22 protein-coding genes are annotated in these 20838 nt (G+C 32.4%); 20 read left to right on the forward strand and 2 right to left on the reverse strand.

Going from position 1 to position 20838, the window contains the following annotated elements; all coding sequences use genetic code 11:
- The first annotated feature begins 47 nt into the window (after nucleotides 1-47).
- The 9 genes from DFR79_RS13480 to DFR79_RS13520 all read left to right on the forward strand — a co-directional run bounded on the left by DFR79_RS13480 (nucleotide 48) and on the right by DFR79_RS13520 (nucleotide 7584).
- A complete protein-coding gene (locus tag DFR79_RS13480) occupies nucleotides 48-233 on the forward strand; it encodes a hypothetical protein (protein WP_166638056.1) in 186 nt (61 codons plus the stop codon).
- 180 nt (nucleotides 234-413) lie between these two features.
- Nucleotides 414-794 (forward strand): DUF5320 domain-containing protein, encoded by a 381-nt coding sequence (locus DFR79_RS16155; protein WP_166638057.1) that lies wholly within the window; start codon nucleotides 414-416, stop codon nucleotides 792-794.
- Nucleotides 795-989: 195 nt separating this feature from the next.
- On the forward strand, nucleotides 990-1421 hold the full coding sequence (locus tag DFR79_RS13490; RefSeq protein ID WP_133516002.1) for a MarR family winged helix-turn-helix transcriptional regulator: 432 nt from the start codon (nucleotides 990-992) through the stop codon (nucleotides 1419-1421).
- A 21-nt stretch (nucleotides 1422-1442) separates the two neighbouring features.
- Nucleotides 1443-3095, forward strand: coding sequence for a L,D-transpeptidase family protein (locus DFR79_RS13495; RefSeq protein WP_133516018.1), 1653 nt, complete (start codon nucleotides 1443-1445; stop codon nucleotides 3093-3095).
- A gap of 54 nt (nucleotides 3096-3149) precedes the next feature.
- The gene (locus DFR79_RS13500) at nucleotides 3150-4106 is read left to right on the forward strand and encodes a peptidase M15A (RefSeq protein WP_133516003.1); all 957 of its coding nucleotides are present in this window, start codon (nucleotides 3150-3152) and stop codon (nucleotides 4104-4106) included.
- A 62-nt stretch (nucleotides 4107-4168) separates the two neighbouring features.
- On the forward strand, nucleotides 4169-5668 hold the full coding sequence (locus tag DFR79_RS13505) for a long-chain-fatty-acid--CoA ligase (protein WP_133516004.1): 1500 nt from the start codon (nucleotides 4169-4171) through the stop codon (nucleotides 5666-5668).
- Nucleotides 5669-5759: 91 nt separating this feature from the next.
- A complete protein-coding gene (locus tag DFR79_RS13510; protein ID WP_133516005.1) occupies nucleotides 5760-6410 on the forward strand; it encodes a protein-L-isoaspartate(D-aspartate) O-methyltransferase in 651 nt (216 codons plus the stop codon).
- Nucleotides 6411-6446: 36 nt separating this feature from the next.
- The gene (locus DFR79_RS13515) at nucleotides 6447-6794 is read left to right on the forward strand and encodes a hypothetical protein (RefSeq protein ID WP_208107554.1); all 348 of its coding nucleotides are present in this window, start codon (nucleotides 6447-6449) and stop codon (nucleotides 6792-6794) included.
- Between the two features lie 22 nt (nucleotides 6795-6816).
- Nucleotides 6817-7584 (forward strand): exodeoxyribonuclease III, encoded by a 768-nt coding sequence (locus DFR79_RS13520; RefSeq protein ID WP_133516006.1) that lies wholly within the window; start codon nucleotides 6817-6819, stop codon nucleotides 7582-7584.
- A gap of 151 nt (nucleotides 7585-7735) precedes the next feature.
- Here DFR79_RS13520 and DFR79_RS13525 read toward each other — a convergent pair whose 3' ends face one another.
- Nucleotides 7736-8986: an L-lactate MFS transporter gene (locus DFR79_RS13525; RefSeq protein ID WP_133516007.1), complete on the reverse strand. Its 1251-nt coding sequence runs from the start codon at nucleotides 8984-8986 to the stop codon at nucleotides 7736-7738.
- Nucleotides 8987-9260: 274 nt separating this feature from the next.
- Here DFR79_RS13525 and DFR79_RS13530 point away from each other — a divergent pair, with 274 nt between their 5' ends.
- From DFR79_RS13530 to DFR79_RS13540, 3 genes are all read left to right on the forward strand, one after another.
- Nucleotides 9261-10181: a diacylglycerol/lipid kinase family protein gene (locus DFR79_RS13530; protein ID WP_133516008.1), complete on the forward strand. Its 921-nt coding sequence runs from the start codon at nucleotides 9261-9263 to the stop codon at nucleotides 10179-10181.
- A gap of 120 nt (nucleotides 10182-10301) precedes the next feature.
- Entirely contained in the window at nucleotides 10302-10664 is a 363-nt protein-coding gene (locus DFR79_RS13535; protein ID WP_133516009.1) for an ArsR/SmtB family transcription factor, read from the forward strand.
- A 30-nt stretch (nucleotides 10665-10694) separates the two neighbouring features.
- A complete protein-coding gene (locus DFR79_RS13540) occupies nucleotides 10695-11096 on the forward strand; it encodes an arsenate reductase ArsC (RefSeq protein ID WP_133516010.1) in 402 nt (133 codons plus the stop codon).
- A 173-nt stretch (nucleotides 11097-11269) separates the two neighbouring features.
- Here the strand turns inward: DFR79_RS13540 and DFR79_RS13545 are convergent, their stop codons facing one another.
- Nucleotides 11270-11767 carry a hypothetical protein gene (locus tag DFR79_RS13545; RefSeq protein WP_133516011.1) on the reverse strand — a complete coding sequence of 166 codons (498 nt, stop codon included), beginning with the start codon at nucleotides 11765-11767 and terminating at the stop codon, nucleotides 11270-11272.
- Between the two features lie 224 nt (nucleotides 11768-11991).
- Here DFR79_RS13545 and DFR79_RS13550 point away from each other — a divergent pair, with 224 nt between their 5' ends.
- The 8 genes from DFR79_RS13550 (at nucleotide 11992) to DFR79_RS13580 (ending at nucleotide 20266) form a co-directional block, all read left to right on the forward strand.
- Nucleotides 11992-13560 carry a PAS domain-containing protein gene (locus tag DFR79_RS13550; protein WP_133516012.1) on the forward strand — a complete coding sequence of 523 codons (1569 nt, stop codon included), beginning with the start codon at nucleotides 11992-11994 and terminating at the stop codon, nucleotides 13558-13560.
- 34 nt (nucleotides 13561-13594) lie between these two features.
- Entirely contained in the window at nucleotides 13595-15370 is a 1776-nt protein-coding gene (locus DFR79_RS13555) for a FapA family protein (protein WP_166638058.1), read from the forward strand.
- A gap of 284 nt (nucleotides 15371-15654) precedes the next feature.
- Nucleotides 15655-15996, forward strand: a complete 342-nt coding sequence (locus tag DFR79_RS13560) for a Na-translocating system protein MpsC family protein (protein WP_166638059.1) — start codon at nucleotides 15655-15657, stop codon at nucleotides 15994-15996.
- Nucleotides 15997-16026: 30 nt separating this feature from the next.
- Nucleotides 16027-16914 carry an ATPase domain-containing protein gene (locus DFR79_RS13565; protein ID WP_208107555.1) on the forward strand — a complete coding sequence of 296 codons (888 nt, stop codon included), beginning with the start codon at nucleotides 16027-16029 and terminating at the stop codon, nucleotides 16912-16914.
- A gap of 11 nt (nucleotides 16915-16925) precedes the next feature.
- Nucleotides 16926-17147, forward strand: a complete 222-nt coding sequence (locus DFR79_RS16255; protein ID WP_208107556.1) for a hypothetical protein — start codon at nucleotides 16926-16928, stop codon at nucleotides 17145-17147.
- Entirely contained in the window at nucleotides 17134-18930 is a 1797-nt protein-coding gene (locus tag DFR79_RS13570; RefSeq protein WP_133516015.1) for an HD domain-containing phosphohydrolase, read from the forward strand. Before DFR79_RS16255 ends, DFR79_RS13570 begins: the two co-directional genes overlap by 14 nt.
- Before the next feature lie 156 nt (nucleotides 18931-19086).
- Nucleotides 19087-19551: a hypothetical protein gene (locus DFR79_RS13575; RefSeq protein WP_133516016.1), complete on the forward strand. Its 465-nt coding sequence runs from the start codon at nucleotides 19087-19089 to the stop codon at nucleotides 19549-19551.
- A 13-nt stretch (nucleotides 19552-19564) separates the two neighbouring features.
- Complete coding sequence (locus tag DFR79_RS13580; protein ID WP_133516017.1) at nucleotides 19565-20266, forward strand: DUF3298 and DUF4163 domain-containing protein; 702 nt, start codon at nucleotides 19565-19567, stop codon at nucleotides 20264-20266.
- Nucleotides 20267-20838: the final 572 nt, after the last annotated feature.

A 20838-nucleotide genomic window follows, 5' to 3' on the forward strand; every position in this document is an offset into this window, starting at 1 on the left:
TTGGAATTCATTATAAAGTTTATTTGACAATTTTTTACAAGTACCCGGTGCTATCTATTTTCGAAAAGAACAAGATAGAAGTTGTTTGCGGTGCTGCTGGAGAAGCAAAAGCTGCAGTAATTGATTATCTTAATGGAAAATTAGATGCATCTGCTAATGGATGTTCTCATGGAGATCATGATCATCAGCATCAGCATAATCATGAGCACCATCACGGAAATCATAAGCATTAAAAAATCTTTAGAAATCTAAATAAAATTTCTGTGGCGGGTAGAAACTGGTTTATATAAACCCGCTGAAAAAAAAATAAATTTTTTTGCTTAATTATTGACATATGCTCAAAATAAAGTTATAATGTAGTTGCAGAATAAAAAGCATATGTTCATAAAAAATTAATAAAGGAGTGATTGATTATGCCAAGAGGAAATAGAAGAGGTCCAGAAGGTGCATGTCAAATGACAGGAAGAGGATTAGGTTATTGTGCAGGCAATGATCAGCCGGGATTTACAGCTGATACAGCTCCCCAGAGAGCAGGAAGAGGATTTAGAAATGGGTCCGGTCAAGGTCCGAGATTTGGCCGCGGTCAGGGAAGAGGTCGTGGAATTGGTCATGCTAGAGCTGCGGTAGGTCGCGGTAGAGGAGCTTATCATCAACCTGCTGAAAATGAAGCAGAAGACTTAAATAGTCCTGAAAGCAGGAATCGCGAAATAACAAGATTAGAAAATCTTGCTAATACTCTTTCCAGTGAGTTAGAAATTGTCAAAAATAAAATTGATGAACTAAAAAACAACTAAATATTAATTATAGACTGTAATTTTAAGGGCCCTATTTAAGGGGCTCTTTTTTGCTGCAATTTAGTGAATGATATCACTTGTACCTGGTACCTATATATATCCTCGTTATATTTGTTTTTAGAGCTAAATTATTATATAATAATTTTAACTATTGAAATGATATTTTAAAAAAGATAATTAGGTGAGGGATGTAATATGGGAGATAAAATTAATAATAAAATTGAAGAAAAAATACGTAATATATCTAAATATTTAAATGAGTACACAAAAGATCATCTTAAGTGTTATAATTTAACTCTGGGAAGATTTCATGTGTTAAGAGTTATTATTGAATCACAACCTGTAAGTATGGGAGAGATTCACGAAGAACTGCATATGGCTAATAGTACTGTGACAGTAATAGTTGATTATTTACATGAGGCCGGGCTGGTCAAAAGAAAAAGAGATACTGAGGATAGAAGAGTTGTTCTTTTAGAAATCACTGAAAAGGGAAGAGAAATAATGGTGAGTTTGATTAAAAAGAGGCAGGATTTTATGGAAAAAGCTTTACTGGATATGGAAGATTCTGCTGAAGAACTGTCTCAGCTTCTAGAAAAATTATTAGATAAAATTGAAGAGATATATTAAAATATAGAAGTTTATGGAGTGATGATTTTGAGAAAAAGACTCATTATTTTTTTCAGTATATTTTTATTAATATTTATCTTTAATTTGAATGCAGCTGCTCAAAGTGAGCTTGCTATGTCAATTAGAAATCATTTGCTTGTAATTGAAGAATATGACGGCTTGTTTCCTGAGAATGAAGATGTTAATTTTTATCAACAATTAAAAGAATTTTATGATCAGAGATACTATCAGTCTATCTGGTTTCAAGGGGCACAGTTTAGAAGAGATCCGGAAGCGCTGGTGGAAGAAATTAAAAACAGTTATGATGAGGGTTTAAATCCTGAAGATTATCACCTGGAATATATAGAAGAAAATATTAAGGATAAAAATCTGTTTGCAGAAGGTTCACTCAACAAAAGAGCTCTGCTTGATATTTTATTAACTAATGCCTATCTGAGCCTGGCTTCTGATTATTTAAATGGAAAAATTGATGCAGAAATAATAGTTGAGGATTATAGTTATCAACCTGATAACCTCGAAGCACAAAATCTTTTGGAACTGCTGCTTGAAAAAAAGGATGTAGCCCAGACTTTGCAGGAACAGCTTCCTAAAATAGATAATTACAGAAAATTAAAGCAAAAATTGGCCGATTATCGTAACTCTGAAAAAATAAAAGAGTGGCCGCAAATAGATTCCGGTGGCCTTCTAGCTGAAGAAGCGGAAGGACAGAGGGTGGCTCAGCTAATTTCTAATTTAAGTGCCCACAATTATTTAAATCAAGGTCAAATTGAGAATAATGATTATTTTGACCGAACGGTAAAAAGAGCTGTAATTAGATTTCAGATGGATCATGGTTTAAAAGTAGATGGAGTTGTAGGTGAGAAAACTCTTAAAGCTTTAAATGTTCCTCTAGACTACAGAATAAAACAGATAATCATAAATATGGAAAGATGGCGCTGGCTGCCTGAAGATTTAGGAAGCCGCTATATTTATGTAAATATTGCGGACTATAATCTTAAATTATATGAGAATAATCAGGTTATTATGGAAATGAAAACTATTGTTGGTCAGGAGCAGAGGAGTACTCCGGTTTTTAGTGATACCATTAAGTATCTGGTTTTAAATCCCTACTGGTATGTACCTAAATCAATCGCTGTTAAAGATAAACTCCCTCTGATTAAGGAAGATTATACTTATCTGAAAGATAATAATTATTCTTTGTTTAAATATACGGGAAACGGTGGATTAAAAGAGATTAATCCGGCAGAGGTTGATTGGTCAAAGATTAACAAGCAAAATTTTAATTATCTGCTGCGGCAAAATCCAGGAGACCAGAATGCCCTGGGGAGAGTAAAATTTATGTTTCCGAATAGATTTAGTGTTTATTTACATGACACACCTGGTAGATATTTATTTTCAGCAACTGATAGAAGTTTTAGTTCAGGCTGTATTAGAATTGAAAATCCAGTAGATCTGGCAGAATATCTTTTGCAAGACCAGGAAAAATGGAATCGAGAAGCTATACTGGCGGAGATGAAAAAAGATACGGAAAAAACTATTTATTTAAATAACCCGATTAAAATTTATATCCAGTACAATACCGCCTGGGTAGATTCTCTGGGAAATTTAAATTTTAGAGAAGATATATACAATCGAGATCAAAAAGTAATAAATGAATATTTCAAATCCCAATAGTAGTTAATTTAAACTAATACAATACATTTAAATAAAGGAGAAAAAGAAGAATAGATGAAGAAAAAATTATATTTATCAATATTATTATGTACATTATTAATTATAACCCTATCAGTTAATACAGCAGCTTTTTCAGCCGAACATGCAAATTTTTCTGTAGAATATAATGGGTTAAAGATACCGTTTAAAATATTTAGTATTTTTGTAATGCCTCGAGAAGAAATTAAATTTTCTATTGCAGAAGAAGATAAAGGTCAGATGTATCAAATTGAACTCGGTGGTAAGATATTTGAAAGCGACAATTCATTTAACTGGAATGCTCATGCAGAAAGTGGATATTATCAGGCTACCATTAAAGAAAAAAACAATAATGGTCCAGCTTCAGAAATTAAAATTAATGTTTTTGTGCTTCATCCACGCGGACAAAAAAATGGCCAGTATTTAGAAAACTTTAGAATCGGAAATTATCCAGAAATCCCCACAGACAAGAAAGATCATTATAAAAAACCGGATGGCTTCTGGAAAATAGATGAATCAATACTTGATTTGAAAATAACTCCTCATTTTAAAGTGGCACAGTTTCTAACAAGACAGAGTAATCAGCTGCCGCAATTTATAGCAATTCAGGAGTCTTTACTGTTAAAATTGGAGTTTTTTCTGGAAGAAGTTAACAAAGCCGGCTATCAGGCCGAAACATTTGGGATTGTAAGTCTTTATCGATCTCCTTATTTTAACAAGAAAATAGGAAATGATACTGATTTTAGCCGTCATCTTTTTGGAGATGCTGCAGATATATATATTGACAATAGTGGAGATAGATGGATGGATGATCTAAATGGTGATAGTCAGTCAACTAAAGCAGATGCAGATCTTCTTTATGATCTGGCAGTAAAATTTGATCAAAAAGAAGAATTCTTTCATCTGCAGGGTGGAGTTTGCAGTTATAAGGGTAATGGAGTTAGAGGGCCTTTTATACATATTGATACCCGGGGCTTTCATGTCAGCTGGTAATTGAAAGTAAAAATAGTTAATAATTGGCGAATGTTTTTATTTAATAATAGGAGGTAATTTAATTGTTAATCGGAGATATTATTTCTAAAACTGCAAATCAAAAAAAAGAAGAAACTGCAGCAGTACTGGATGACCGAAAAATTACATATGGTGAGCTGGAAAAAGAGAGCAATCAACTTGCTCACGGGCTGATAGACTTAAATATTAAGCCTTCAGATATGGTCAGCATTATGCTCCCTAACTGTTTAGAATTTTTAACCGCCTATCTCGGGGTTATCAAATCGGGAGCAACTATGGTGCCTTTAAATATTAGTTTTAAGACACTGGCAGTTGAATACATTTTAAATAATTCTGAAGCAAAGATAGTGATTACTTCAAAAAAGTTTTTGCCTTTAATTAAAGACTGTGATCTAGACTTTCTGGAAAATATTATTCTAGTTGATGGTGATAAATCTGATGATTATCTATTATTATCAGATTTAAAAGATAAAAAAACATCTCTACCAGAACTAAAAAATATTGATCAGGAATTTACTGCAGCCTGTCTTTACACTTCTGGTACTACCGGTAAGCCCAAAGGTGCAATGTTAACCCATCATAATTTAATATTTGATACTCAAAAAACTATTGAACATTTAAAGGTTGATGACAGTGATCGCTATATCTGTGTACTGCCGATGTTTCATGCCTTTGCTGAGACGGTATGTATCTTAATGCCGCTGTTTTTAGGGGCGGAAATAGTTATTATGGATAGATTTTTACCAGAAAAAGTATTGAAAACTATTCAGGAAAAAAATGTGACATTTTTTGCTGGAGTACCAACAATGTACTCAGCTCTCTTAAATGTTAAAAATAAAGAAGAATATGATCTTTCTCATTTAAATCTCTGTATCTCCGGTGGTGCTGCTATGCCGCAGCAGACAATGGAGGATTTTGAGGAGACATTCAAGGTTAAGATTCTGGAAGGTAATGGTCCTACTGAAACTTCACCGGTTGCCTATGTAAATCCTGTTGATGGGGTAAGAAAATCAGGATCAGTCGGGCTTCCAATTCCCGAAACGAAAGTTAGAATTGTGGATGAAGATGATAATCAATTACCTTCTGGTAAAATTGGAGAAATTGTAGTTCAGGGTGAACATGTAATGAAAGGTTATTTTAAGATGCCTGAAGCAACTGAGAAAACTCTGCGTGGTGGTTGGTTACACACAGGTGATCTCGGTAAAATGGATGAGGATGGTTATGTCTATATTATTGATCGAAAAAAGGATATGATTAATGTTGGTGGTATGAATGTGTATCCCCGGGAAATAGAAGAACAGTTATATAAACATCCGAAGATTAGAGAAGCAGCTGTAGTTGCTACCAAAGATGAACTTAGAGGTGAAATTCCGAAAGCAGTGATTGTTTTAAAAGATGGTGAAAGTGCCACTGAAAGAGAAATTCAGAAATACTGCATGCAGTATTTTGCTAATTACAAAATTCCTAAATTGGTAGACTTTATTGAGGAACTGCCTAAAAATGCCACTGGTAAAATTGATAAAAAGTCTTTAAGCGATCTTTAAGATTGTTTGATGTTATTGTTTTTTAACTTTTATAATGGACTCCAGTTAGAGAGTTTATTAGTGAGTCTAAACTTTAGCGGAGGTGTAGAATATGGAAAGAGATTTTGAAAAACTTCGCCAGCAGATGGTAAAAGAACAGTTAATTAAAAGAGGGATAGAGGATCAGTCAGTAATTGATGCTTTTAAGAAAGTTCCGAGAGAAAAATTTATGTTAGAAAAAAATAGACATTTAGCCTATGAGGATGGTGCTCAAAGTATAGAGGAAGGTCAGACAATCAGTCAGCCCTATATTGTCGCTTCTATGCTGCAGGCCCTTAATTTAGATCAATCAGACAGAGTTCTTGAGGTGGGGACTGGCTCCGGTTATGCTGCAGCTCTTTTAGCAGAAATTGCCGCTGAAGTTTATACTATTGAAAGAATTGAGAAGTTAGCAGAAAAAGCAAAAGCGGTACTCGGAGAATTAAACTATGAGAATGTTGAAGTAAAAGTTGGTGATGGGAGTCTGGGCTGGGAAGAAAAAGCCCCTTATGATGCTATTATAGTTTCTGCAGCAGCTCCCTATGTACCAGAAAAACTGCAGGATCAGCTCAAAAAAGGTGGCCGAATAATAATTCCTATTGGAGATCGTGGTGGAATTCAGAGTCTGAAATTAATAAAAAAGAAATATAATGGAAAATTCAAGGAAGAAGAGCTTGAGTATGTAAGGTTTGTTCCTCTTTTAGGAGAGGACAGCTGGAAATAGTTTGTTTAATCAGCCGTTTTAAGCGGCTGGCTTTTAATGGGGCTGCCTGGTGCCGTTTATCTGGGGGGATTAAGTCAGGCCTGGTCGCTTCAGGTAAGTTATTTGAATCATTATTTAATATTAATTATACTGCCGGTATTATTTTCAATTTTTTCTAAAAAGACTTCCTGGCAGTCTATTTTTGCAGGGATGATTGTGGGAACTATAACTTTAATTATCTGGAAAGAAAGTGGTCTCGGTGCTACTCTGTATGAGATAGTGCCTGGATTTATGATCAATGTAATTGTTATTATGGTGGTTAATAAAATTTATCAACAGCAGGATCAGGGAATATTGAGTGAGTTTGAAGAGGTAGAAAAAATTTATCAGAGAGATATAAAATAGTTGTAAGAAAGGTTGGATATTAATGAGAATTTATTCCTGGAATGTTAATGGAATTAGAGCAGCAGCAAGAAAGGGGTTTTTAGACTGGATAGATAAAGAACAGCCTGATATTCTGGGACTGCAGGAGATTAGAATTCAGGATCATCAATTAAAAGATAAATTACGGGAGATAGACGATTATTATTCCTATTTTACTTTTGGGGAGAAAAAAGGTTATAGTGGGGTAGCCTTATATACTAAAATAGAACCAATTGATGTCTGGTATGGCCTGGGAATTAGACGATTTGACAGGGAGGGAAGAGTTATAGCAGCCGAGTTTGAAGATTTTTATCTGCTTAATATTTACTTTCCCAATGGTAAAAGCAGTCAGGAACGGCTTGATTATAAACTTGATTTTTATGATGCCACCCTCGAATACTGTGAGGAACTTCGTAAAAATGGAAAAGAGGTAGTGATCTGTGGAGATTATAATACTGCCCATCATCCTATAGATCTCCATGATCCCGATTCCAACCAACAAACTTCTGGGTTTTTACCGATCGAAAGAAAGTGGCTTGATAAACTTGAAGATCACGGATATATAGATACTTATCGCTATTTTTATCCTGAAAAAGAGACTTATTCCTGGTGGAGTTATAGAACCAGAGCTCGTGAGAGGGATGCAGGTTGGAGGATAGACTATCATTTTGTCTCTGAGGGACTGAAGGACAGTCTAAAAAGTGCAGAGGTTTTAACTGAAGTTATGGGCTCAGACCACTGTCCGGTTACTATTACCCTGGATTTAGATTAATTAAATTTTAACTTAAGTATGAATATCAAGTCTGAGAATATAAATCAAATTCAAAGGCAGACTGAAATCAGGTAAGTTTTCAGTCTGCCTTTTTAAGTTTCATTATTTATTTTTAATCAAAGTGAAAATATTTATTATTTTAAACCCAAATTTAAACATTTCCAGCTGAATAATTGGTTTCCTTTTCAGAATTATTAACCCGATCTTTTTTCAAAAAGAGAAAAGAAATAATTATTCCGATAGCAGCAATTATTAAAGTTGGGTAAAAGACATACTGATAACTTCCCATAATATCTCTGATACTTCCGGAAAACAAATTACCAATAACTGCCCCAACACCATAGGCTGTAAATAGATAACCATAGTTTTGACTGTAATTTTTCTTGCCGAAAAAATACGAAGTTGCAGCAGGAGCTATCGCAAGCCATCCTCCCAGATTTAGCCAGAAAATTGAAAAAGACATAAAGTATAGTACGGGACTGCCGGAAGTGTTAATTATCATTAATAAGGAAGCAATAATAATTAAGGAAAAAGAAATGATTGCTGTCTTTTTTGCCTTTAATTTATCTGTCAGGGCTCCAAATATCGGACGTCCAATTCCATTAAAAATTGCAAATAAAGAGACATAAATGGAAGCTGTGGTTGAGTCCAGGTTAATTAATTCTACTGCAACTGGACCAGAAATCGCAATTGCCATCAGTCCAATAATAGTTCCAATTACAAAAGTGGTCCAGAGCGCATAAAAGCTTCTACTTTTAAGCATTTTTTCAGGAGCAATTTCTGAGCTTAAGTTTTTCTTCTGCTTAGTCTTAGAATCTTTCTTGTTTGTTTCTGGAAACTTAAGTGGTAAGGCAAGTAGAGTAATAATTACTGCAAATAAAACGCCTAGAATTTTAAAAGTAGTAAAAGCCCCAAAATTTCTGATTAACCAGCTGGCTGCAGGAGCAGTTATAAAGGGGGAAAGTCCAAAACCTCCCAGGGTTAAACCAACTGCCAGACCTTCTTTATCCGGAAACCATTTGGCGGCTACAGCCATGGGAGCACCGTAAGCTATACCAACTCCCATTCCTCCTATGACACCATAACTAATAGTTAGAACTATAATAGAAGAAGTGAAACCAGATAAAAACCAGCCAATAGAAATAAAAATTCCACCAACGATTGTCATTACCTTTGGACCATATTTATCCATATAGCTGCCTGCAAAGGGCATAGCCAGAGCATAAAAGACAAGGAAAACCATATAGGGCAGACCACTTTCAGTAGCCCCTATATTAAAAGCAGTTTCTATTGGTTTACGAAAGATACTCCAGGAATAAATTGTTCCCATACACATAAATATTATTAAGCCTAAAGGAATATAAAGCCATCTACTCTTATTCTCAGTTACTGAAGATTGCATGTTTTAATATTTCCTCCCTGTTTTCTAAATTTACTTGAATATATAGCTATTAACAGTTAATATATTATTATAAAAGTGATTAAAATCTTTAATAAATCTATAAATTTAACAGCTATAGTTAGAAATATCATAACAAAACTACCTAACTTTATCAAGCTAAAAGACTGAAATCTAAATATTTAAAATCTTAAGTTGATAAGTTTTAAAAAAATTTAACTAATTAACATTCAAAAAATTAAAATTCAAAAATATATAAATAAGATGAGGATAAATTATGGATAAAAAAATAATTGCAGTCGTCAATCCAGCAGCAGCTGGAGGAAAAGCTGTAAAGATTTGGCCTAAAAAAAATGAATATTTTAAGCAGGAGTTTAGCAATTTTGAGGAGATTTATACCAGAGAACCAGGTGAAGCAGTTAAATTTGCTCAAAAAGCAGTGGAAGAAAATTACGATTATATTATGTCAGTTGGTGGTGATGGTACTGTAAATGAGATTATTAACGGAATTCTCTCAGCCGAGAAAAAAGAATTGAGAACAAAATTAATTATTTATCCTCTTGGTACCGGTTCTGATTTAAGCAGAACATTAAACCTGCCAACTAATATAGAAGATTTTATCGACCTGGTTAAACAAGAAAAAAGCAGAAGTGTTAGAGTTGTAGAGGCAGATTTTTTTAATTACCAGCAGCAAAAGACCAAAAGATATTTTCTCAATATTGCTGATTGTGGTATGGGAGCTGAGGTTGCAAAAAAATTAAATGAAAGCAAAAAAACAATTGATGGAAGTCTAAGCTATCTGATTAAAATTTTTCAGACTCTGTTTAATTACCAAAATAAAGAAGTTAAAGTTGAAGCAGATAATAAGCTGCTTTATCAGGGGAAGATAAGATCTGTTATAATTGCCCAGGGTAATTATTTTGGTGGTGGAATAAAAATTGCTCCTGAAGCTGGTCTTTTTTCTGACAAATTAAATTTAGTTTTGTTAAAAGATTTCTCTAAATTAGGTATAATCCTTAATTTAATTAAAGCCTATAAAGGCAAACATCTCAGCCATAGTCTGGTAGAATCACATCAGGTAGAAAAAATTAAGATTTCTAGTCAGGAGCGGGTAGAATTGGAGCTGGATGGAGAATCAGTGGGAATCTGTGATAGCAGTTTTAAGATTTCAGAAAAAGAAATAGAAATTTTAATTTAATTTTTAATTGTAATGTTAAATCACTGTAAAGTTGATAGGTTTTTCTTGACATAAAAAAAATTATATTATAAGCTTTAAATATGAGTAGAATCGAATATATGAATATTGGGGGAAATTTAAATGGAAATTATTGAAGTTTTAAAAGCCCTTGCTCATGAAAATAGAATAAGGATCTTAAATCTTTTAGAGGAATCTGAATTATGTGTCTGTGAACTGGAAAATATTATGCAGGTGACTCAGTCCAATGCTTCCAGACATCTGTCTAAATTAAAACAGGTAGATTTAATTAAGGGCCGCAAAAAAGCACAGTGGATTTATTATAGTTTGAATCAGGAACTGTTGACTGAACATAAATTTCTGCAGTATTTAATTGAGGAAGAAATTAAAAATTTTGAAGCTGCTAAAGAAGATAAATCGAGATTGAAGAAATATAATTCAAGTTCATTAAGTTGTGAAACACTACCAGATAGCGATATTTTTTAAAACTAAAAATATAAAAAAGGAGAGAGTTTAATGAAATATAAAGTAGCTTTTGTTTGTGTGGGAAATTCCTGCCGCAGTCAGATGGCAGAGGGATTTGCCAGAGAATATGCGGGTGATATTCTGGATGTTTATAGTGCAGGTACAGATTCTTCTCCAGAAGTAAAACCTAATGCGGTTAAAGCAATGGATGAAGTTGGGATAGATATCAGTGATCAATATCCTAAATTATTGGAAGAAATACCATCAGAATTGGATGTTTTAATTACAATGGGGTGTGGAGTTGAATGTCCATATATCCCCTGTAAGTTTAGAGAAGACTGGGGTCTGGATGATCCAGCCGGCCAGCCGATGGAAGTATTTAGAGAAACAAGAGAAATTATTGATAGTAGGGTAAAGGAACTAATAAAAAAAATTAAGAATGATGAAATTTAGAGATAATAGAGATGAATTGTATTTTTTAACCAAAAATAATATCTTAAGTTATATATTACTTTAATTAGAAAAAATATAAGATTATAGTGTTTTAAAAATCACATATGTCTTAAAAAAACCGGCCAGTATTATACTGGCCGGTTAGTTATTTTCTATTGCTTAAAAGTAGTTATTTACCAATTATTAACTAAGTTACCTGTTACAGTAGTTCCATTTTCAATCTTGAAAGTCTTTTTAGCAGCTTCATTTTCAAAATAAACATTACCTTTTACAGTAAAACCAGTTGTTAATTTAAAGTTTTCTGCTGCTACATAAACATCTCCTACAAAAGTACCAGCTTTAAATCTTGTGTTAGGGCTCTTAACGGTAATGCTTGGAGCTTTTAAAGTATATCTGTCAGTTACATTGTGATCAGAATCCTGATCATACAGAGCTAACTTACGGTCTAACTCACCGTCATTTTTAAATTTACCTTCTAGAACGATCTCTTCATCAACAGTTAAATCCTGCTGGATGATTACGATCCAGGCACCATCTGCACTAGCAGCATTCATTAAGCTAGCTTCGTCAACCACTACAGAGGGAGAAGAAACTGTGTCCTGAGCACTTACTGTTGGTGCAACTAATAAAGCTGCTACCGCGATCATTAATACAATTGTTTTGATTTTCATAAATAATTCCTCCTTTAAAAATTTAAATTAATTTAACCTATCTCTATCTTAACATATATGTGAAAAATGTGTCAAGTGCTATAAGTAATTTATTTTTTATTTTTATGAATTATCATTATTCAATAAAGGAATGATAGGGGAAACATAGAATATATTAAATAAGTTATTTTATCAAGCTATTTTTATGATATTTTTTTTATGATATTTAATGAGAGGTGAAAATTATGAAGGAGATTATAGAAATCGCCGATTTAAGAGGGCGGGTTAAACTTGAACTGGATATTATCGCAGATTTTTTTGCTGTGAAAGATTTAAAAATGGCAGTTTTGACACCAGGATCTGAGCTTGAAATTTTTAGTCAGCAAAAAGAAGATTTTGGGAAAGCAGTTAATAAAATTAAGCTTGCTAAAAATTCGTATCCTGAAATTATGGCAGCATCAGATTCTGAGATTAAAAATATATTAGCGGAATATTTAACTGATTTTAGAGGTGAACTTCTTTACTTTAAAGTTAAGGCTGCTGGACATATGTATATTATATATTTTTCTTTCAATTCAAATATTGAAAGTCATAAAGCTGAGTCTATAGACCTTTTTAAAAGGCAATTAAAATCTGTTTTAGATGGTATTTACAAACAGGAAGCAATAAAAGTTAATTTAAGTCAGAAAAATATAGAAAATAAGAACTTAAAAAAAGAAAAGTACATTACTGCTTCAGCACTTGACTCAGTTCCCGGTAACATTTCAATTTTAGATAAAGAGGGCAAAATTGTTTATACAAATAGTTCCTGGGAACAGTTTGCAGCTGAAAATGGAGCCTTACCAGGGAATGTCGGTATAGGTGAAAATTACTTAGAAATATGTAAAGAAGCTGTAGCAGGAGGAGATTTATTTTCTGCCAGAGCTTATAATGGAATTTTATCTGTTTTAAATGATGAGCAGAATAATTTTAGTATGGATTATCCCTGCCATTCACCTGAGGAAAAAAGATGGTTTAGAATGTATGTTTCTTCTTTTAAAGGTATAGGATCTTATGAAGTTATGATCTTACATCAGAATATTACTAGAGAAGTTTTGTCTGAAAAAAATTACGAGAAGATATTAAATGAATTTCCCGCCGCCATAATAAAATATGATACTGAGAAAAGGCTTATCTATTTTAATCAAAAGGCTATGGAATTATTTGATTTAACAGAAAGAGATTTGAATAAAACTTTTGCTGATTTAAAGATTGCTAACTACAGCAAAGGTAATTATCTGGAGAAATTAAATTATGTTATTGAAAATCATAAAAATACTAAGACAAGAATAGTAGTAAAAAAAGATGGTAAGGAAAGATATTATGATAATTTTTTAGTTCCTGATTTTGAGGCAAATAAGTTGAAAACGATTACCTCAATAATTCCGGAACAGTTAGTAGATCAAATAACCAGGTCTCATTCTCCAAAACACAGAAATCATTATCTGCAGCTTTTTAATAATTTTCCAGATGCCCTGGTACTTCTTAATCTTGATGAGAAAATCATTAATGCTAATAAAAAGTTCTGTCAGCTTTTTAAATATGAGATGGAAGAATTGAAAAACAAGGAACTTGACTCTCTGATTGTACCAGCAGGAAAAGAGGGGGAGGCCAAAGATTTTTCTCAACTTGTTTTAACCGGGACTCAATTAGAACATCAGGTTTGTCGTATTAATTCCAGGGGAGAAAAGCTTAACCTGCAATTAACTGCGTTTCCTGTACTTTTAAATAATAATAAAATAGGTATCTATGCAATTTATAGAGAAATAAAATAAGAGAAGATTAGATTGTAAGGGAGGCAATTTTATTTTGGAAAATAAAGATGGAATAGTTTATCTTGAGGATGGAAAACTAACTATCATTAATCCAGAGGGGCTGGGCAGATATCCCAGGATTATTGCTGGAGAAAATGTTGAAATTTATATAGCTGGAGAGAAGGAAAGTAAAGAAGTAGTTGTCAGCCAGGATGCAGAAGATTTAATTGAGTTTAAAATTAAGAAAGTTAAAAAAAGCAAAAATTTAACTACAGAAATCAGCGAAGATAAATTGAAGGCCTATTTAATAATTGAGATTACTCCTGAACAGCGATTAGAGCTTAAAGATACAGAAGCAGCCAATCAAATTAAAGTGGAAACTGAAAGTAAAGAAAAGATTTTTCCAAAAGTAAATAAGGATGAAATAATTGAACTTCTAAATCTCCATAATATCAGTCATGGTATTAAACATGATTATCTCAATCAATTTCTGGCTCAGGAAGGTAATTTAAGTGGAAGACATTTAATTGCTGAGGGAAGAAAAGCAGAAAAAGGTAAGAATGCAGAAATTATAAAAAGTGAAGAATATAAAAAGAGAGAAGAAAATTTATTTAATGTTATTGACTCAATCGACAAAGGTGAGATGATCTGTTATAAACAGAAAGCAGTTGAAGGAAAAGCCGGGATCAATGTTTTTTCAGAAAGAATTCCTCCTCCTCCTGTTAAAGACTTAAAACTTAGCGCAGGTAAAAATGTACAGCTGACAAAAGCCGGTTTAAAAGCAGTTGCTTTAGCAGGCGGTCAGCCTAAATTGCTCAGGAGAAGCTCAACAGTAGAGGTCCATATTTATAAACAATATATAATCAAAGGTGATGTAGATAAATATACCGGGCATATTAAATATGACGGGGATCTTCTTGTTAAAGGGGATGTAAAGGACTATTTTAATGTTGATGTAGGTAATGATTTAAAGGTTCAGGGGAATATTGCCAATGCTGAAGTTAAAACCCGGGGTAACCTGTATGTAAATAATAATATTATAGCCAGTGAGTTATTTATTGGTAACTATCTGGATCGAGAAATTGTAACAGCTTTAAATAAAATTATAGGCAGTTTAGAAAATCTCAAAAAAGCTGTAGAAGAGATTTTAGGTGAGGCTAATAAAAGGAAAATGGATCTCAATAATTTTCGCACTGGCAGAGTTTTAAGGCTGCTGATCGAAAATAAGTTTCCAGTATTAAAAAAGTTAATTTTAAATGTCAACGATAAAATAAATAATAGTGATCAGTTAAAAAAATATTTTAAGGAGATTACACCCTATTTTAATAATATGGCAAATATAGAACGAATCACAGATGAGAGGATTCTCTATAAATTTAAAGATAATTTAGAAGAATTTATAGAACTTAACTTAGATCACAACGGTGTTCTAAATATTTATGCCGGTTATATCCAGAACTCCGAAATCAATATTGGGGGTTCAGTGATCATAAATCGTCTGGGCTGCTATAATTCGACTATTAGAGCCAAAAAATCAATTATTGTTAAGAGTAAATCAGGTTTTTTAAAGGGTGGCTCCTATCAGGCAGAAGAAATTATTTTTGCCCAGGAAGCAGGCAGCAAATTAAGCAAAACATATTTTAGAGTTGGGGAACAGGTTTTTATTAAACAGGCTCTGGGAACTCTAGTAATTAAGAGTGATCAGGATAGTAAAATTATTGAAGCTGGGACCAAAAATATAAATTTTAAGGTTAATGATTTTGGCCAGCTGGTAGCTGCCTCTAATCTACCCAATATAAATCAGTATCTGCTGCGAGAGGAGAAGGTGTAAAGATGTTAAACTATTAAATAATTAATGAAATTTTTATGTAAGATGTCAAAAAATAAGTTTTTTTGCAGGAATATCAGATAAATTGTTGAATAATAAATAATAGCAATTAAAGTAAAAATAAGCTGGGAAAGATGAGGTTAAAACTGATTTTTGACCAGTAATATTAAGTTTTAGGAAGAAAAATAGGCCTAGGCCTATTGTGAGCCTGAACCAACACTTTATGGTGTTGGTTTTTTCTGTTTATTTACATATTTTTCTATTTTATTTGGGGGAGCTGGACGTTAGTGAAAAAATATGCAACATTAAATCACGAACTAAGTAAGGTGTATAAAAAAATTTCAGGGAAAGGACCAAAATATTTAAAGACATATGCATTAGAAAACATTCTGATCATTAAAATTAACTGGTATCCGGAAAAGATTTTCAGTAATTTTAAGACGGATGAGGGAAAGCAGATAATCAAAAAAACTTATAAGTATATTTTTAATAACTGGGGGAAGGAAGCAAGAAAAATTATTGAAGAAATACTGGATTGTAAAGTAACTGAATTTTATTATGATCAAAATATGGCTTTGTCAGAAAATGAAAAGATAATAATTTTTATATTGGATAACAAAATAGAATAAATAATTTGTTGTTCCAGAAAGGGGTTAATTATGGTAAAAAATAAACGTTTACTGACTGGAGTAGAAGGGTTAGATGTGATTTTAAATGGGGGGTTGATTGCTAAAAAGACATATCTTTTACGGGGAGGACCTGGAACGGGGAAAACTACCCTGGGAATTCATTATTTAGTTGAAGGAATTAAAAATGATGAAAATTCAACTTTAATAACTTTGACTGAAAATAAAAATAAATTAATAAGTGATTTTAATAATAGAAATTTTAATTTAGAAAAAATTAACTTTATTGATCTAACTCCATCTTCTAAATTAATTGAAGATAATCAGCAGTATAGTGTTTTTTCAGTGGAGGAAGTTGAGAAAAAATCAATAATTGAAAAAATAATAGATGAATTAAAAGTAAGTAAGGCAGATAGGGTTTATTTTGATGGTTTAACTCAGCTTAGATTTTTAGCTAAAAATGAATTTGAGTTTCGAAATGAGATATTATCGTTAATTCAATTTGCAGTGGATAGAAAAATAACGCTGCTAATTTCTTCTGAAGCAAATAAAAACAGGCCTGATGATGATCTGCAATTTATGACTGATGGCGTTATAGACTTAAGTTTCATTAATAAAAATAGAAGATATATTAATATCAGTAAATTTAGAGGATCTGATTTCATTACAGGAAAACATTCTTTAAAGCTCACAGAAGAAGGAATGAAAGTTTATCCACGACTAAAGATAAATAAGAATGAATTTGACTACAACAATGAAATAATATCATCAGGAATTCTGGAAGTGGATAATTTACTGCATGGGGGAATAGAAAAGGGTACAACAACTGTAATTTCCGGGGCAAGTGGTGTTGGAAAAACCACTCTGGGGCTTCAATTTTTACAGGCTGCCTCGAAACGTGGAGAGAGATCAGTTATTTAGCAGATAATTTAATGTTTTTGCGGTATTTAGAGTTTAATGGTGAATTAAAAAAAGCAATAGGAGTTTTAAAAAAGAGACTCAGTGATTTCGAAAAGCAGATGCGGGAATTTGAGATTACCAATCAGGGAATTAGGGTTGGAAAACCTTTGACCCATCTCCGGGGAATACTAACCGGAAATCCAGAATTTATAACTGAAAATTTCAAAGGAAGTTCTAAACATGAATTTAAATAGTACTGTTCAAGTCAATGAGCTCTTTAAAACTTTAAATGAGGATAAGGTAAATAAAATACTTGTTTTAAATAAAAATGAAAAAGATTTTTCTTTGATCAAAAACTTTTTAGATAGAGATTTTAAAGTATTAAAACTTGAAAAAGAAACTGACTTATTTAAAGCTAACTATGATTTGATTATTCTCGATGCCTACTATTATAAAAAGTTTAAAAAAGAAATAATTAAAATAAAGGAAAGTGAAGTGCCTATCTTTTTGCCGGTGATTTTACTATCAGGTGCAGATAAACAAGATATTTATTTAAAAGAACAGGAAAACATATTTGATGATTTATTTATACTTCCTGTTAAAAAACAAATAATGAAATATAGAATAAAGAATTTATTAAAGATAAGAAAATTATCATTGAAATCTGAATATCGATATTACGAATTAGCTGAAAAATCACCTATTGGAATCTTTATTTTAAATAAAGATAAAATTATTTATGCTAATCCAGTTTTCACAAAAATATTAAATAAAAACTGTAAACAAATTATCAATCAAGAATTAATGACTTTTATACATAAAAAAGATAAAGCAAAAATCAATAATCTATTAAAGAAAAAAGGTAAAAAGGGGACTAAAAATGTAGAAATAAGAATAATTATTAATAAAAACCAGGTGAAATGGCTTAATTTGAATTTTAATCAGATTAAATTTAACGATAAAAAATCAATTTTAGTAACCGCTCAAAATATTACTGAAAAAAAAGAGAAACAGAGTCAAATAAAATTTTTAAACTATCATGACAAATTAACGGGGTTATATAATCGAAACTTTTTAGAAAAAGAATTAAAGCGATTAAGTACTCGAAGACAGCTTCCTATTTCTGTAATTATGGGAGATGTTAATGGCTTAAAACTGGTTAATGATGCTTTTGGCCATCAAAAAGGAAATGAACTTTTAAAAGCAATAGCAGGAATTTTTGAAACTGTCTGTCGGAAGGAAGATATCATTGCCAGATGGGGAGGTGATGAATTTGTTATCTTGTTACCAAAAACTTCCTTAGATAATGCTCGAAAAGTAGCAGAGAGAATAAGAAAATCATGTGCTGAAGCAGATAAGATGCCTATTAACTTAAGTATAGCTCTGGGAGTTGCTCAGATTAAGAATCTCGATCAGTCCTATGAAGAAGTCTTTAAAAAAGCGGAAGCCAAAATGTATAGAAATAAAATCTCTGGAAGTGAAAGTGCAAGTAATTCTATTATTTTATCTCTGGAAAACACGCTGCTGGAAAAGAGTCATGAAACAAAAGAACATGCTGCCAGAATGAATAATTTAGTAGTCAAATTTGCTAACAAATTAAATCTTTCTACCAGTGAAATTGATAATTTAAAGTTACTAAGTAAATTGCATGATATTGGGAAGGTTTCTATTCCTGAAAAAATATTAAAAAAACCAGATAAATTAACTGAAGAAGAGTATGAAACTGTAAAGGATCACCCTGAAAGCGGTTATCGGATTGTCAAATCAATACCTGAACTTGCATCTGTAGCAGAAGGAGTTTTATCACATCATGAACGCTGGGATGGCAGTGGTTATCCTCAGGGATTGGTAGGTAAAAAGATTCCTTATACAGCAAGGATTATTGCGCTTATTGATAGTTTTGATGTGATGACTCATCAACGATCATATAAATCAGCTATTTCTAAAAAAGAAGCTCTGTCCGAAATTCAGAGATGTGCTGGTAGTCAATTTGATCCAGAGCTGGCAGAAAAATTTATAGAAATGATTCAAAATTAAATATTAATCGGGGGGATTTGATGTTTTTTAAAAAAAGTTTTAAGTTTAAGTTAATGCTGTTGGTAATTTCACCGGCAGGCTTTTTGCTATTTTATTAATTTAGCTTTTATGTTACAATAAAGATACAATTAACTAAAGAAAGGTACTGGTGAAATAATGAGAAGCAGTGATATTGATACAACAGGAATTGAAGAAGCTCCAGAAAATGTAGAGTTTAGTGAAGGTGATAAGGTAGATATTTTAGTTTATAAATTTACTGATTTGGGAGCGACAGTAATTATTAATGACAAATATTTTGGTTTAGTTTATGAGAATGATATTTATAAAGAAATTACAATTGGAGACCAGCTAAAAGGTTATATTAAAAAAATTAGAGACGACAATAAAATTGATGTCAGTCTGCGAAAGATAGGCTATGGTAGAATCGAAGATGCGAAAGAAAAAATCCTGGATCGTCTTCAGGCTAAAGGTGGCTCGTTATCCTTAAATGATGACAGTTCACCTGAACGCATAAAAAAAGAGTTAGAAATCAGCAAGGGAAGCTTTAAAAAGGCAATTGGTGGTTTATATAAAGAAAAAATTATCGATATAACTTCTAAAGGAATTAAGTTGAAAAAATAAGAAGAGAAAAGAGTTGTCTAAATTGAAGGGTAAAAGTTCCTTTTTAGATTGTATTGTTTTTAATCTCATGATTTTAATTTCAGCTATTTTTCTCTGTCTGACAGCGGTTCCAGTTGAAGCTGTAGAAATAGTCTCGCTTTCAGTCGAAAAAACAGAAAAAGATGTTTATCAGATTGAGGCAAAAATCCCAATCCTGATGGAATTAAATCGAAAAAACATACAGGAAAAATACAATGATCTTTTTAGAGATAATATTCTAACCTTTATTGAATATACTATCGAGATGGCTAGACAGAGTCAGCAGGATTTTTCTGAGGCGGAGTTCCCGATGCGGGAATTTGTAGGTAGAGTAGATTTTGATTTAAAAAATAGTAGTGAAATATTAAGCATTAAATTTAATTATTATCAGTATACAGGTGGAGCTCATGGTAATCCCTACAGTTTGAGCTATAATATTGATCTTTCCTCAGGTAAAGATTTAAATTTAAGCACCTTTCTGGAACAACAGGATATGACCCTCATTGAGGTAGAAGAGCTGATTAAAGCTGAAATAAAAAAGAATCCTGATATTTATTTTCAGGATGATTATGGTTTTCAGAGTTTAGATGAAGATCAGTGTTATTATCTGGAAGGTGATGAGCTGGTAGTGTATTTTCAACCATATGCTATAGCTCCCTATTCAACTGGAATGCCGGAATTTAGAATTAAATATTAATTATCTAGACTGCTGTATTAATTTACAGCAGTTTTACTAGTTTGCCTGGCATGAATATTTGCTAATCAGTGAAAGTCTGATGTGGGGGTTAATAGTGCCAACCACTAGCTGAAGACAAGGGTGTCCATCGCGAGGTGGAATCTGAAGGAAGTTGGAGGCAAAGCTTCGGTCTGAGGAATACGAACTGTATAAAAGGCACAATCCTGTGGGTGAATTTGCACAACAAAATAAAGCCCAAAACTATTCAAGACAGGAAGTGTAAATACAGCAGATAGATGAAGTGAAAGTAAATATTCTTAACCAGGGAAGAATCTGACAGCTAATTGTGGTGATGAATTTCTAAGCAATAAACTCTGCAGTAATGTAAGAGCTGAACTGTCAGAATGCAGCAGAAGTCATAGTAGATTGGCGGATATATACGCTAATTGAAGGATGAAACATTAGGAGGTTTCTTAGATTTGAACAACTCGACGGAATCACATAGAAAGCAGACAACTTCATATGAAGGCTGCTCTCAGGAGAGAAGGCTGGAAGCTGGAAGTAATGAGAGAGTGCAGAGTGTTTCTGCGGCG

The organism is Halanaerobium saccharolyticum (assembly GCF_004362045.1).
In the GTDB taxonomy this organism is placed as follows: Bacteria; Bacillota; Halanaerobiia; order Halanaerobiales; family Halanaerobiaceae; genus Halanaerobium; species Halanaerobium saccharolyticum_C.

Bases quoted from the DNA above. Each gene is read 5' to 3' on its own strand.
- DFR79_RS16155 (WP_166638057.1), top strand. From the start codon at position 414: ATGCCAAGAGGAAATAGAAGAGGTCCAGAAGGTGCATGTCAAATGACA.
- DFR79_RS13490 (WP_133516002.1), top strand. From the start codon at position 990: ATGGGAGATAAAATTAATAATAAAATTGAAGAAAAAATACGTAATATA.
- DFR79_RS13495 (WP_133516018.1), top strand. From the start codon at position 1,443: ATGATTTTGAGAAAAAGACTCATTATTTTTTTCAGTATATTTTTATTA.
- DFR79_RS13500 (WP_133516003.1), top strand. From the start codon at position 3,150: ATGAAGAAAAAATTATATTTATCAATATTATTATGTACATTATTAATT.
- DFR79_RS13510 (WP_133516005.1), top strand. From the start codon at position 5,760: ATGGAAAGAGATTTTGAAAAACTTCGCCAGCAGATGGTAAAAGAACAG.
- DFR79_RS13515 (WP_208107554.1), top strand. From the start codon at position 6,447: ATGGGGCTGCCTGGTGCCGTTTATCTGGGGGGATTAAGTCAGGCCTGG.
- DFR79_RS13520 (WP_133516006.1), top strand. From the start codon at position 6,817: ATGAGAATTTATTCCTGGAATGTTAATGGAATTAGAGCAGCAGCAAGA.
- DFR79_RS13525 (WP_133516007.1), bottom strand. From the start codon at position 8,986: ATGCAATCTTCAGTAACTGAGAATAAGAGTAGATGGCTTTATATTCCT.
- DFR79_RS13530 (WP_133516008.1), top strand. From the start codon at position 9,261: ATGGATAAAAAAATAATTGCAGTCGTCAATCCAGCAGCAGCTGGAGGA.
- DFR79_RS13535 (WP_133516009.1), top strand. From the start codon at position 10,302: ATGGAAATTATTGAAGTTTTAAAAGCCCTTGCTCATGAAAATAGAATA.
- DFR79_RS13540 (WP_133516010.1), top strand. From the start codon at position 10,695: ATGAAATATAAAGTAGCTTTTGTTTGTGTGGGAAATTCCTGCCGCAGT.
- DFR79_RS13545 (WP_133516011.1), bottom strand. From the start codon at position 11,767: ATGAAAATCAAAACAATTGTATTAATGATCGCGGTAGCAGCTTTATTA.
- DFR79_RS13550 (WP_133516012.1), top strand. From the start codon at position 11,992: ATGAAGGAGATTATAGAAATCGCCGATTTAAGAGGGCGGGTTAAACTT.
- DFR79_RS13565 (WP_208107555.1), top strand. From the start codon at position 16,027: ATGGTAAAAAATAAACGTTTACTGACTGGAGTAGAAGGGTTAGATGTG.
- DFR79_RS16255 (WP_208107556.1), top strand. From the start codon at position 16,926: ATGTTTTTGCGGTATTTAGAGTTTAATGGTGAATTAAAAAAAGCAATA.
- DFR79_RS13570 (WP_133516015.1), top strand. From the start codon at position 17,134: ATGAATTTAAATAGTACTGTTCAAGTCAATGAGCTCTTTAAAACTTTA.
- DFR79_RS13575 (WP_133516016.1), top strand. From the start codon at position 19,087: ATGAGAAGCAGTGATATTGATACAACAGGAATTGAAGAAGCTCCAGAA.